General features: G+C 66.4%; 14 protein-coding genes and 1 pseudogene. 9 read left to right on the top strand and 6 right to left on the bottom strand.

What is annotated here, in order from left to right; genetic code table 11:
• Positions 1-60: 60 nt before the first annotated feature.
• Positions 61-276, bottom strand: coding sequence for a hypothetical protein (locus DEIDE_RS01490; protein WP_012692204.1), 216 nt, complete (start codon positions 274-276; stop codon positions 61-63).
• Positions 277-364: 88 nt separating this feature from the next.
• Between DEIDE_RS01490 and DEIDE_RS01485 the strand changes: the two genes are divergently transcribed.
• The gene (locus DEIDE_RS01485) at positions 365-1,546 is read left to right on the top strand and encodes a M20 family metallopeptidase (RefSeq protein WP_012692203.1); all 1,182 of its coding nucleotides are present in this window, start codon (positions 365-367) and stop codon (positions 1,544-1,546) included.
• Between the two features lie 154 nt (positions 1,547-1,700).
• Here the strand turns inward: DEIDE_RS01485 and folE are convergent, their stop codons facing one another.
• The 5 genes and pseudogenes from folE to DEIDE_RS01465 all read right to left on the bottom strand — a co-directional run bounded on the left by folE (position 1,701) and on the right by DEIDE_RS01465 (position 4,995).
• The gene (folE, locus tag DEIDE_RS01480) at positions 1,701-2,318 is read right to left on the bottom strand and encodes a GTP cyclohydrolase I FolE (protein ID WP_012692202.1); all 618 of its coding nucleotides are present in this window, start codon (positions 2,316-2,318) and stop codon (positions 1,701-1,703) included.
• Between the two features lie 116 nt (positions 2,319-2,434).
• Positions 2,435-3,652, bottom strand: a complete 1,218-nt coding sequence (locus tag DEIDE_RS01475) for an adenylosuccinate synthase (protein ID WP_012692201.1) — start codon at positions 3,650-3,652, stop codon at positions 2,435-2,437.
• Between the two features lie 102 nt (positions 3,653-3,754).
• Positions 3,755-4,051 (bottom strand): annotated as a pseudogene (locus DEIDE_RS19840) (DUF7710 domain-containing protein).
• An 8-nt stretch (positions 4,052-4,059) separates the two neighbouring features.
• Positions 4,060-4,485, bottom strand: coding sequence for a secondary thiamine-phosphate synthase enzyme YjbQ (locus tag DEIDE_RS01470; RefSeq protein WP_012692200.1), 426 nt, complete (start codon positions 4,483-4,485; stop codon positions 4,060-4,062).
• Between the two features lie 9 nt (positions 4,486-4,494).
• A complete protein-coding gene (locus tag DEIDE_RS01465; protein WP_012692199.1) occupies positions 4,495-4,995 on the bottom strand; it encodes a P-loop nucleotide/nucleoside kinase family protein in 501 nt (166 codons plus the stop codon).
• Positions 4,996-5,062: 67 nt separating this feature from the next.
• Here DEIDE_RS01465 and DEIDE_RS01460 point away from each other — a divergent pair, with 67 nt between their 5' ends.
• The 8 genes from DEIDE_RS01460 (at position 5,063) to DEIDE_RS01425 (ending at position 12,154) form a co-directional block, all read left to right on the top strand.
• The gene (locus tag DEIDE_RS01460; RefSeq protein WP_012692198.1) at positions 5,063-6,439 is read left to right on the top strand and encodes a DUF4403 family protein; all 1,377 of its coding nucleotides are present in this window, start codon (positions 5,063-5,065) and stop codon (positions 6,437-6,439) included.
• Between the two features lie 47 nt (positions 6,440-6,486).
• The gene (locus DEIDE_RS01455) at positions 6,487-7,074 is read left to right on the top strand and encodes an NUDIX domain-containing protein (protein ID WP_012692197.1); all 588 of its coding nucleotides are present in this window, start codon (positions 6,487-6,489) and stop codon (positions 7,072-7,074) included.
• 24 nt (positions 7,075-7,098) lie between these two features.
• Positions 7,099-7,716 (top strand): IMPACT family protein, encoded by a 618-nt coding sequence (locus tag DEIDE_RS01450; RefSeq protein ID WP_012692196.1) that lies wholly within the window; start codon positions 7,099-7,101, stop codon positions 7,714-7,716.
• A 39-nt stretch (positions 7,717-7,755) separates the two neighbouring features.
• Positions 7,756-8,955, top strand: a complete 1,200-nt coding sequence (locus DEIDE_RS01445) for an MFS transporter (RefSeq protein ID WP_012692195.1) — start codon at positions 7,756-7,758, stop codon at positions 8,953-8,955.
• A 47-nt stretch (positions 8,956-9,002) separates the two neighbouring features.
• The gene (ispF, locus tag DEIDE_RS01440) at positions 9,003-9,506 is read left to right on the top strand and encodes a 2-C-methyl-D-erythritol 2,4-cyclodiphosphate synthase (RefSeq protein WP_012692194.1); all 504 of its coding nucleotides are present in this window, start codon (positions 9,003-9,005) and stop codon (positions 9,504-9,506) included.
• A 43-nt stretch (positions 9,507-9,549) separates the two neighbouring features.
• Entirely contained in the window at positions 9,550-9,996 is a 447-nt protein-coding gene (locus tag DEIDE_RS01435; RefSeq protein ID WP_012692193.1) for a tRNA (cytidine(34)-2'-O)-methyltransferase, read from the top strand.
• A gap of 231 nt (positions 9,997-10,227) precedes the next feature.
• Complete coding sequence (locus tag DEIDE_RS01430; RefSeq protein WP_012692192.1) at positions 10,228-11,463, top strand: aminopeptidase; 1,236 nt, start codon at positions 10,228-10,230, stop codon at positions 11,461-11,463.
• A gap of 124 nt (positions 11,464-11,587) precedes the next feature.
• Positions 11,588-12,154, top strand: a complete 567-nt coding sequence (locus tag DEIDE_RS01425; RefSeq protein WP_012692191.1) for a peptidylprolyl isomerase — start codon at positions 11,588-11,590, stop codon at positions 12,152-12,154.
• The last annotated feature ends 345 nt before the right edge of the window (positions 12,155-12,499 follow it).

Raw genomic sequence — 12,499 nt, 5'->3', positions numbered from 1 at the left:
GCTAGACAGCCTGGGGCTGAACTGGACGCAGGTCAGTCCCGGGCAGCCAGACAGGTGCGCTCAGAACCAGCGGCGCCGGCTGGGTTTGCCCCCCAGCTTGCGCTGGGCCTGCCCCAGCAGGAAGTCCAGTGCCTTATCGCGCTTGCGGGCCTTGACGTACTTGCCGGTCTTGCGCTGCTGCTGGCGGATCAGGCTCAGGACTTCCAGGGCCACGGGGGCCAGCACCATGAACTTGCTGAACTTGCTGCTGCCTTTGCCAAAACGAGGGGTCTTCATGCTGCTTATTACGAGACATCAGCGGGCGTGGTTGCTGAGGGCAGGTTCAGGGGCATTCACAGTCTGCCGCCGCGCGCTACCCTGAGGCATGACCACAACCCAGGACCGTGTTTCGGAACTCACCGAACAGCTGCTCAAGTGGCGCCGTCACCTGCACATGAACCCTGAAGTGGGCTTTCAGGAGCACAAGACGGCCGCGTTTATCGAGGCTGAACTGAACAGCATGCCGGGGCTGACCGTGACCCGTCCTACCGAAACCAGCGTGCTGGCCGTGCTGCGCGGCGGACAGCCGGGGCGCACCCTGCTGCTGCGGGCCGACATTGACGCCTTGCCTATTCACGAGGAAAACCAGTTTGAGTTCGCCTCGCAGACTCCCGGCGTCATGCATGCCTGTGGTCACGACGGCCACACCGCCATCCTGCTGGGCGTCGCGCGGCTGCTCTCAGCGCACCCGGAAGAAGTGCCGGGCGAAATCCGCATGATCTTCCAGCACGCCGAGGAAGTCGGACCGGGCGGCGCTGAGGAACTGGTCATGCAGACCGAGCTGATGAACGGCGTGGATGTCGTGACCGGCCTGCACCTGAACAGCCAGCTGCCTGCCGGGGTGGTCGCGGTCAAACCCGGAGCCTTCATGGCGGCGCCCGACATGATCGAGCTGACCATCCAGGGCCGCGGAGGCCACGGCGCTCACCCGGAAGAAACCGTAGATCCCATCGCCGTGGGCGCTCAGGTGGTGGCAAACCTGCAGCACGTGGTCAGCCGGCAGGTGGCAGCCCAGGACGCCCTGGTCATCAGCATCACCTCGTTCCACAGCGGCACCACCCACAACGTCATTCCCGACACGGCCGAAATGATGGGCACGGTGCGCACCTTTGACCCGGCGCTGCGCCAGAAGGCCCCGCAGCTGATTGAGCGGGTGGTCAAGGGGATCTGTGAGGCGCACGGCGCGACCTACGACCTGCGCTACCAGTTCGGCTACCGCCCGCTGATCAATACCGACTGGGTGGCCGAGCAGCTGCGCGAGATCGCCCTGGAAACGGTGGGCCCCGAGCACTATCAGGACGCCAAACCCACCATGGGCGGCGAGGACTTCAGCGCCTACCTGGAAAAAGCACCTGGAGCCTACTTCAACGTCGGCGCCGGCAGCGAAGAGGCCGACAGCCACTGGCCGCACCACCACCCGCGCTTCACCATCGACGAGCGCAGCCTGGAAACCGGCGTACGCATGCTACACGCCGCAGCCCTGCGCCTGACCCTGCCCGGCGCCTGAGCTTTGCTGGATTCAGGGAAGGCCTGAAACGCCAGAACGCGTTCTGTGGAGTGTTCAGAGCAGTGCCCTTCAGGCCTGAACACGAAACGCAGCGAAAGCCTTTTCTTCAGCCGGGCCGAATCCTGAAACCCACAGGATTCGGCCCGAATGCCTATCAACGGCCACGCAGGGTGCCCTGAACTGCGCTCATGAACTCGGCGCGGGTGCGCGGGTCGCTGCGGAACAGGCCCCGCATGGCGCTGGTGGTGGTCGAGGAATTCTGCTTCTGCACGCCGCGCATGGCCATGCACAGGTGGACGCCTTCCATCAGGACGGCCACGCCTTTGGGTTGCAGCAGGTCCTGTACGGCGTCGGCCACCTGGGTGGTGATGCGCTCCTGCACCTGCAACCGGCGCGAGTACAGGTCCACGATACGCGCGAACTTGCTGAGGCCCAGGATCTTGCCATCAGGGATGTAGGCCACGTGGGCGCGGCCAAAAAACGGCAGCATATGGTGCTCGCACATGGAGTAGAACTCGATGTCCTTGACGATGACCATCTCGCTGCCCTCGGCGGCGAACACGGCGTCGCCCACAGCGTCGTCCAGCGTCAGCCGGTAGCCGTCGGTCAGGAAGTTCCAGGCCTTGGCCACCCGGTGTGGCGTCTTGAGCAGGCCCTCGCGCTGCGGGTCCTCGCCCACGGCGCTCAGCCACTGCGTGGTCAGCTCACTCAGGCCGGGCAGCTCCTGCTTCTCCTGCTGTATGTGGTGGTGTTCGGTGTCAAATTCGGTCAAAGCGGGACCTTCCTTTCGGACATCAGTATCGAGGAAACGGGGCGGCGCAAGAGTGGGGGTGGAGACAGGCGCCCCTGTCTCCACCCCCTTTTGGGCTCTGCAACGATGCGCCTGGCTCAGGTCCAGCTGACCGAGCCGTAGGTCTGCTCACGGGCAGGTCCGGCACTGAAAATCACAACCGGGCAGCCCACAGTCTCCTCGATCAGGTCCAGGTACGCCTGGGCCTCACGCGGCAGCGAGGCGCGGCTGTCAGCGCCGTCGGTGGTGGCCCAGCCTTTCATGTGCTTGTACACCGGCTCTCCGGCGGCGTCATAGCTTACACACACAGGAATGCTGTCCATGCCACTCAGAATGTCCATCTTGTTGATGACCAGTCCGTCGAGACCATTGACCTCCACGGCGTATTTCAGCAGGTGCAGGTCCAGCCAGCCGACCCGGCGGGCACGGCCGGTGGTGGTGCCGAACTCGTCCCAGGGCTTGGAGCCGTCGCCGCGCAGACGCAGAATTTCCGCGTCACCCAGCACCTCGGTCACGAAAGGCCCGTGCCCGACGCGGGTGTTGAAGGCCTTGGCCACGCCGTAGACCTTGTGAATGGCCTTGTGGTTTACGCCCGCACCGACCAGGATGCCGCCCACCGTGGGATGGCTGCTGGTCACGAAGGGATAGGTGCCGTAGTTCAGGTCGAGCAGGGTGGCCTGGGCACCCTCGAACAGCACGTTGCGGCCCTCAGTGATGGCGGCGCGCAGCTGAGACCCGGTGTCCTGCACAAAGGGCAGCAGCGCCTCACGGATGGGCGCCAGGGACTCCATGGCGACGTCCACGCTGGTCCAGCCTGCGTCTCGGGTGCTGTTGGGCTTGGCCTCCAGCAGACGCTCGAGGCGCTCGCGCAGCACCGTGTCGTCGGAGAGGTCACCGAAGCGCACGCCCACGCGACGGGCGCGGTCGGCGTACGCCGGGCCGATGCCGCGTCCGGTGGTGCCCACGAAGTCCTTGCGGCCGTCCACATACTTGTGGTGCGGCAGCACAAGGTGAGCACGGTCCGAGATCCGCAGTTCGGGATTCAGACCGCCGGCGATCAGGTTGCGGCGCTCCTCCATGAACTTGTCCGCGTCGATGACCATGCCGTCACCCAGCACCGACACGGTGCCTTCGTGCAGCACGCCACTGGGCAGCAGGTTCAGCTTGAACGTCTGACCCTTGGCAGTGACGGTATGACCCGCATTCGCGCCACCCTGGTAGCGCACCACGAACTCTGCTTCAGGAGCCAGGAAGTCCGTGATCTTCCCTTTGCCTTCATCGCCCCACTGGGCCCCAACAATTGCAATTCCGGGCATTTCAGCCTCCAGCCACGCGCTCAGACTTACTTTCCGGTGCCCTGGAGGGCAAAAAAAAGCACGGCGCGCAGCACCGTACCTCAGTGTAAACGACTCGACCCTTCATTGTCCGGCCCTGTCTGCCTCTTCTGTATCCCGGTGTCCGGGAAATCCGTCCATAACATGCTCATGGTCCTGGCCGGCACTGGAAAAGCTCCCTATGAAGGCCGGTCTACAGTGGTGCTCGCCCTTGGGACGGCACAGCCCGCGTCCGGTGGCCCGGTCATACACGCCCTGATCCGGGACCTACGCCGTCAACGTGCCGCTCAACCCGTGGGCACGAATCCAGGTTAAAGCCTGTTCACGGCGGGAGAACACACCTGAAGGAAACCGGCTGTCGTGGCCCTTATAGACCCACACGACCCCGCTCAGGCCTTTTCCCCGTGCAGGGTCAGCAGCAGTCGGCGTGACCCGCCCTGGTCACGGTGCTCGCAGAGGTACAGGCCCTGCCAGGTGCCCAGCGCCAGGCGGCCGCCCTGAACAGGCACCGTCAGGCTGGGCCCCAGCAGGCTGGCTTTGATGTGCGCGGGCATATCGTCCGGGCCTTCCAGCGTGTGTTCCCATTCCTGCCAGTCCTGCGGCACGGCGTGATTGAAGTACCGCTCGAAGTCGCGGCGCACCTCCGGCGAGGCGTTCTCGTTGATGGTCAGGCTGGCACTCGTGTGCCGCATAAAGACATGCAGCAGTCCAGCGCGGACCTGGGCCAGCTCCGGCACAGCCTGCACGACCTCCCGCGTGATCAGGTGAAACCCGCGCCGTACAGGACGCAGGGTCAGCTCGTGTTGGGCCCACATACGCCTACCCTAACGGCTTCCCGGCACGGCGCAAGGCTCGTCCGGGTCCAGCGGCTGAAAGTGCTGACGGAACTGCTGGAAGTCCCAGGGGTTGATCCAGACACTGCCGCTTTCCTGTCCGGCGGAGACCCGGGCGTTGCGTGCCTCGACCCGGCTCCACAGCACCTCATCGGAGGCCTGCAGCCGGTACAGTCGCAGGTCCAGTCCATGCTGAGCACACAGCGCGCGCAGCTCATCCCGTTCGCGGCGCGACCAGAACCCATAGTCGAGCACCACATCGGTGCCCAGGCAGGCTGCCTGCACCCACTGCGCCTGGAACAGCCGGAGCAGCGCCGCCAGCGCCGGACGGTACAGGTCCTCCGGGGGATCGGCACCCAGCAGGGCGTGGGTCCATTCGTCCGGGGAAAACCGCAGGGCAGGCAGCTCGCGCTCCAGCTGCCGCGCCAGGGTGCTTTTGCCACTCCCGATAAAACCGTGCAGGGCATGCACCCGGCCAGGCCGCATGGTCATCTGTGCGCCCTCACGTCCACCATTCTAGGGACGCGCGGCTCATGCCCCTGCCCTAGCCTGGAACGGTATGCGCCGCCTTCTCATGCCTGCGTTGTTGACTGGGATCATGTCCGCTCCGGCCGAGGCTGTCTCCACGCTGAACGTCCCGGTCAGTGTGCCGCTCAGCGGTGTGCAGCAGGCCGCCAACGCCCGGGTGCCGGCCGAGTTTGCCCGGGTGGACGAGACCCGGTCCTTTCTGGGCGGGCTGGTCAGTGTGGCGCTGCGCGGCACCGTGACACGCACCGGGCACGTGAGCGTGAGCCCTTCGGCAGACGGCCAGTCTCTGCTGATCCGCGTGCCTATCCGCGCCGCCTTCCGTGCCGAACCCGGAGGCGCCGGGTCGGTCCTGGCACGGGACTTTGGTGGTGAGGCCACCGTCAGCCTGACAGTCACGCCGTTCGTGCAGCCGGACTGGGAGGCGGGCGTGAAGGTCAGCGGAGACTACGCCTGGACCGACCCGCTCAGCGTGGACCTGGGGGGTGGCGTGCGGGTCAGCGTGCAGTCACTGGTCGATACCCAGGTTCGCGCCCAGCTGGACAGAGTTACAGCCGAAGTAGAGCGTGCCGTGCGTGAAGGAGCGGGGCTGAAGGGCCGGGCCGGAACGCTCTGGGCGCGCGCTCAGCAGCCCTGGACGCTGCCCACCCCGGAAAGCGCCTACGCGCTGGTGCAGCCGCGCACCCTGAGCGTGACCCCGTTCCGCTTCACTCCGGACGCCCTGAAGCTCACCCTGGGCGCAGCGTTTGACCTGAAGGCCGGCCTGGGCCGCGCACCTGCCATTCCTCCCCGCCCGCTGCCCCCCCTGAATGTCGCCGTGGCCCTGCCTGACCGCGTGGACCTGAGCGTGCCGGTGCGCCTTCCCTACCCGGAGCTGTCGGCAGCCGCCACGAAGTACGCTGCCACGCAGACCTTTGCCCTGCCGGTACCGACCTCACCGACCCTGCGGATCACGGGAGTGAGCGTCCGGCCTGCTGGCAGCGCGCTGGGCGTCACCGTAAACGTCCGGGTGGATGGACCGCTGGGTCTGCGGGTGCCGGCGACCGTTGACGTGACCGGCACGCCTGTCCTGGAGCCGGGTGGCCGGGTGGTCACCCTGCGCAGCGTGACGGTGCGGACCCGCCGCGAGGGCCTGACCAGCCGGGTGATCGGCTGGCTGGCCGACGCGCGCGCGCAGGCTTTCGTGAGCCGCATGGCGCGCTTTGACCTGGCGCCGAAGCTGGCTCAGGCGCAGGCCCACATGCAGGGCCGCCTCCCCTACTCACCCGCTCCCGGGGTGACCCTGTCAGGCAAGGTTGGAGCCCTGGAGCTTACTGGCCTTCAGGTCAGGCCAGACGCCCTGGTGGTGACGGCAGCAGCCACCGGTGCGGTCAGGGCCGCCCTGAATGCCGCGGCGCTTGGCGGCAGATAAGCCCGCACCCCATCAGCTTCCACACGCTCCGCGCTAGCCTGCAGGCCATGAACACCCACCCCAACTGGGCCACCCTGACCGAGGACCGTGAGCAGCCCTGGAAGACCCTGTCCTCACGCGTGCTGGTGGACGGGTTCCGGGTGGTGCTCGAAGACCGTGTCGAGGTCTCGGGCGGCACAGAGACGGTCTACCAGTACCGGCCGCGCGGCCCACGGGCGGTGTTTGTGCTGCCCGTGACCGATTCGGGCGAGGCCGTGCTGATCCGCCAGTACCGTTATCCTCTGCGGGCCAGCATCATGGAAGTCGTGGCGGGCGGCGTGGAGCGCGGAGAGGACCTGCTGACGGCCGCTGCCCGGGAACTGAAGGAAGAGGTAGGCGGCACGGCGCGTGAATGGCACGCCCTGCCGGGCTTCTACCCGCAGCCCAGCATCAGTGGCGTGACCTTCTACCCGCTGCTGGCGCTGGGGGTGACGCTGGGCACGATGGCCCACGAGGAAACCGAGACCATCGAGCGGCGCGTCGTGCCGCTGGCCGAGGCCTACCGCATGCTCGACGCCGGCGAGATCCAGGATGGCCCCAGCAGCCTGACCCTGTGGCACGCCCGGCGGCTGCTCAAAGAGCGTGGGCTGCTATGAGCGCACGCCCGGAAGGACACAGGCGTGAGTGAGCTGCCCCGCCCCTTTACGACCCTGGCCGGTTCACACCGCCACGACGCGGTGATCGAGAACAGCGAATTCCTGACCTTCGCGGAGCGTGCCGACACCCCCGAGCAGGCTCTGGCTCAGCTCGGCGCGCTGCGGGCACGCTACCCGGACGCGACCCATCACTGCTGGGCCTACCGGATCGGCGCGGCCTACCGCTTCAACGACGACGGCGAGCCCGGAGGCACGGCAGGCGCACCGATCCTGAAAGCCATCGAGGGCCAGGGCGTGGACCATGTGATGGTCGTCGTCGTGCGCTTTTACGGCGGCGTGAAGCTGGGCACCGGTGGACTGGTGCGCGCTTACGGGGGCGGCGCGGCCGAGTGCCTGCGCACCGCTGTCAGATTCGAGGTGCGGCCCCGGCAGGCGCTGCAGGTCAGTGTGGGCTTCGAGCACCTCAGCACGCTGTACCACCAGCTGGGCCTGTTCGACACGGCACGGGGCGAAGAGCAGTACACCGCCCAGGGCGTCACGCTGCCGGTGGAGTTGTTCCCTGAGGACGTGCAGGCTTTTACGCAGGCGCTGCGCGACGCCACGCGCGGCGCGGCCGGGATAGAGGAAGTCACCCCAGCCTGAGCCGCACATAATCCTTGTCTGTTCCCTACACTCAGCGCCGTGCATCTGCCCCTATCCCACCTGAACGCCGTCTACCGGGCTTATCCGTCACAGTTCTGGGTGCTGTGGGTGGGGACGCTGATCAACCGCCTGGGCGAGTTCGTGGTGCCGTTGCTGGGTTTCTATCTCGTGTCGAGCCTGGGCATGAGCACCGTTCAGGTCAGCCTGGTCCTCAGCGTGCTGGGCGTAGGCCGCTTTGTGGCGGAGGGTCTGGGCGGCACGCTCAGCGACCGGCTGGGCACCGGCGCGACCATGATTCTGGCCCTGAGCGGCGGCGCGGTGATGCTGCTCGGCCTCTCGACAGCCACCAGCTTTCCGGGTGTCCTGCTGGGAACGCTGCTGTTCTCGCTGTTCACGGCGCTGTACAAGCCTGCTGCCAGCAGTGCGGTGGCTGAGCTCACAACCGGCGCCCAGCGCACGCGCGCCTATAACCTGCTGTACTGGGCGATCAACGTCGGGGCGTCGGTTGCCCCGGCCCTGGGCGGCTGGCTGTCGGGCATGTCGTTCCGGCTGTTGTTCTACCTGGACGCAGCCACCATGGCCGTGTACGCCCTGCTGCTGGGGCTGGCCCACCGTAGGACAAGGCGGCCCGCCCGAAATAAGGACCGCAAGACGACCCTGCTGCCGCGCGATCCGCTGCTGTGGAGTTTCTGTTTAGCTTCGCTGCTGTTCGGGATGACCTACCAGAGCTACAAGCTGCTGGCGCTGGTGTTCGCGCAGCAGGGCTTCAGTGCCGTTCAGTACGGGCAGGCACTGTCTTTAAACGGCCTCATTGTTGTGCTGCTGGGCCTGCCGCTGGGGCACGCGATCTCGCTGAGCAACCACCCGCGCTGGCAGGCAGCTGGCGCGCTGCTGCTGGGGGCCGGGTTCCTGATTCATGCCTTTGCTCAGACGTTCGCGGTGCACCTGGCCGCCATCTTCGTCTGGTCTGTGGGGGAGGTCGTGGCCTACAGCATCAGCAAAAGCATCATTGCGGAACTGGGCCCGCCTGAACAGCGCGGCAGCTACATCGGGCTGGTGGGCAGCATGGCCGGCCTGGCGACCCTGCTGGCGCCGCTGCTTGGCGGGATGATCCTGGCCCGCTTCGGCGCTGGACCGCTCTGGGTGAGCGTGGCTGGACTGGCCTTCCTGGCAGCGCTGATGTACTGGCGCCTCGAACCGGCCGTAACCAGCAGGCGCAACCGGCCTGCCCCCGCGTAAGACCCCGGCTCCCCATTCCAGGGCGGTCAGCCTCTAGACTTCCTGAGATGACGTCCAAGTCTCTTTCTTCTGCCCTGCCCTACCGGATCGGGTATGGCGAGGACGCCCACCGCCTGGCGCGCGGCCTTCCGCTGATCCTGGGCGGTGTGCCCATTCCACACGCCGAACAAGGTGCCGTGGCCCACAGTGACGGAGACGCCGTGCTGCACGCGGTGGCCGACGCACTGCTCTCGGGACTGGCCCTGGGCGACATCGGGCACTATTTCCCCGACACAGCCGCCGAGTACAAGGAGATGGACTCGCGCATCATCCTCGACCGGGCGCTGATGCTGGTCCGGGCGCGGGGGTACGCGCCGGTCAACGTGGCGCTGGTCGTGACGCTTGACCGGCCCAAGCTGGGGCCGCTGCGTGCGGAGATTGCCCAGACCGTGGCCGGGTTGCTGGACCTGCCGGCCACGGAGGTGGGCGTGAGCTTCAAGACGTCCGAGGGCCTGGCGCCCGACCACGTGCAAACGCGCGTAACAGTTCTGCTGGGGCGCACCCGTGACTGAGCAGCCACCGACTGAGCAACAGGAAACTGCCCAGGCGCCCCTGATGCATCTGGTGCTGTTCGAGCCCGAGAAGGCCGGCAACGTCGGCAACGTGGCCCGCACCTGCTCGGTGCTGGGCGCCGAACTGCACCTGATCCGCCCCTTCGGTTTCCGCCTGCATGACCGCGAGTTCCGCCGGGCAGTTATGGATTATCTCGAAGGCGTCACCCTGCACGAGCACGCGAGCTGGACTGCCTTTCAGGCCAGCCTGCCTGCCGGGGCGCGGGTGTTCGCCTTTTCCACCCACGCCACGGAGCTGTACACCCAGGCGGGTTTCCAGCAGGGCGATTACCTGCTGTTCGGCCCGGAATCGCGTGGACTGCCCGCGTGGCTGCGTGACGCGCTGCCCAAACTCAAACTGCCGCAACCGGGCGGGGGCCGCAGCCTGAACCTGGCGGTCGCGGCCGGCGTGGCCGCATTCGAGGCCGGGCGGCAGATCAAGGGCTGGTAGGCCAGTGGGCAGAGATGGCCCAGTCGTCGCCTCGTTGCCTGGAGTGATCTGAGGGCCAGGAAGTGCCGCTGAACGACCAGGGCCGCCGGAAAGCAACAGACCAGTGCCCACGCCGCAGCCCTGGCAACAGCTGTGCCATACAGGGATCTCTGCTCCCAGAGCGTCTCCGGAAGGTGACACCGGACATAAACAGGCAAACTGCCCTGGAGGGCAGCGCGTAAAGTAAATCCAATGACAACTTCTGACTTCGAGACGAAGCTTGCGCGCTACGCCGAACTGCTGGTCCATACCGGAGTGAACCTTCCCACAGGCGGGAAACTGCTGGTCAACGCGCCGCTGGAAGCTGCTCCCCTCGTGCAGCATGTCGCCCGGGCCGCCTACCGCGCCGGAGCCCTGCACGTGAAGGTCAATTATGTAGACCAGATGCTGTCGCTGGCCCTGTTTGAGGACGGATCGGACGAGGCCGTGGCCTTCCTGCCAGAGTGGGTGGCCCTGGAGGCCGAGAAGGCTGTAGAAGACGGCTACGCTCGGCTGAGCATTGCCGGGGACGATCCCAGCCTGCTTTCGGGCGTCAACCCCGACCGGGTAGCGCTGCGCAGCAAGCTGCAGGCCCAGGCCATGAAGGCCGTGTCTGAAGCTGTCGGCGGATTCGCCGTGAACTGGTGCGTCGCTGCCATGAGCACGCCCGCCTGGGCCTCCAGGGTCTATCCGCAGCTGAGCCAGGACGAAGCTGTGGCGCGCCTGTGGAACGACATTTTTACGGTCACCCGCGCCGATCAGCCGGACCCCGTGGCGGCCTGGAACACACATCTGACCGAGCTGGAACGCCTGACAACCCTGCTGACGGAAAAACAGTACGCCGCCGTTCACCTGAAGTCGGAACTGGGCACCGACCTCACGGTGGGACTCGCCGAGGGTCACATCTGGCAGGGAGGTGCCGAAACCGCGCGCAACGGCATTCGTGGCGTGCCCAACCTGCCCACCGATGAAGTGTTTACGGCTCCGCACCGCGACCGGGTGGACGGCTGGGCCGTGGCCAGCAAGCCTCTGAGCGTCCGCGGGCAGCTGGTCGAGGGCATACGGGTGCGTTTCGAGGGGGGCCGGGCGGTGGAAGTCACGGCGCAGCAGGGCGAAGAAACGCTGCGCAAGCTGATTGACACCGACGAGGGAGCCGCACACCTGGGCGAACTGGCCCTGGTCAAGGCCTCCGCGCCTGTCGCCCAGACCGGCACACTGTTCCTGAATACGCTGTTTGACGAGAACGCTGCTTCGCACATCGCCCTGGGACGCTGTTACCCCACCAACGTGCAGCATGGCGAGAACCCTGAAGCGCTGCTCGCGGCAGGTGGCAACGACAGCCTGATTCACGTGGACTGGATGATCGGCACGCCAGGAACGGACGTTGACGGTGTTACGGCCACCGGAGACCGTGAGCCGCTGATGCGCGGCGGTGAATGGGTGATCTGAGCGGGGCAGCCGCCATACCGCAAGCGGCAAAACAGCTGCTCCAGCGGCTGATGAAGGCCATCCTGACATCATCTCCACCCTCGACCGGAAAACGCATCCGGGCCCAGAGGGTAGAATGCCGACCATGAGCGACCTTTACAGCAGTGACGGTTTCACGCCCACGCCCGAGCTGAGTGCCGAGCGCCAGACCCGCTTCTCGCAGGCTCCAGAGCTGGGCGCAGGCATCGAGCCCGGCAAGCAGTACCGCGCCGTGCTGGAAACCAGCAAGGGCCGCATCGTGGTGGAGCTGTTTCCCGACGACGCTCCCATGACCGTGAACTCGTTCGCGTACCTGCTGCGTCACCACTACTACGACGGCATCAAGTTTCACCGCGTGCTCGAAGGGTTCATGGCCCAGACCGGTGATCCCACCGGCACTGGCGCCGGCGGCCCGGGCTACGACTTCGAGGACGAGCCCAACAACCAGCGCCACACCGGCAAAGGCGTGCTGAGCATGGCCAACCGCGGCCCCAACACCAACGGCTCGCAGTTCTTCATCACGTTCGTGGCAACCCCGCACCTGGACGGCCGCCACACCGTCTTCGGCAAGGTCGTTGAGGGTCTGGATGTGCTCGACCGTCTCACGCGTATTCAGCCGGGTATGGCCGGCACGCCTGATGTGATCGAAACCGCCTACCTGGTCGAGAAGTAAGCTTTACGTACACCAGCCACGCGCCCCGGCCCAGAAGGTCGGGGCGTTTGCTCTGCAGCAGGTTTCGCTGGACTCTGCGCAGTCATCGGAACAGACTGTCCGCACGCTGAAGTCTGGCCGCACTTTCCTGCCAGCATGACGCCTGCCGGCCAGATAAATACCGAAAGTCAGGGTGGCTTCGGTGAACGCTCACGCCACGTCGTGTAGGCGGGTGCACAGTTGCACCTCACCTCGCTCACCGGTCTCGATTCCATCCCGGCGCCACTCAGGCGGAGGCTGGAAAGCCAGTGCCATACAAAGGCAGGAAGGGCAACCTACTCGGCTGCCCCTCCTGTTCCTGAATGT

The sequence above is a fragment of the Deinococcus deserti VCD115 genome (assembly GCF_000020685.1).
Classification (GTDB): domain Bacteria; phylum Deinococcota; class Deinococci; order Deinococcales; family Deinococcaceae; genus Deinococcus; species Deinococcus deserti.
The sequence above is the reverse complement of the archived record's forward strand: the minus strand, read 5'-3'. Positions and strand labels throughout refer to the sequence as shown.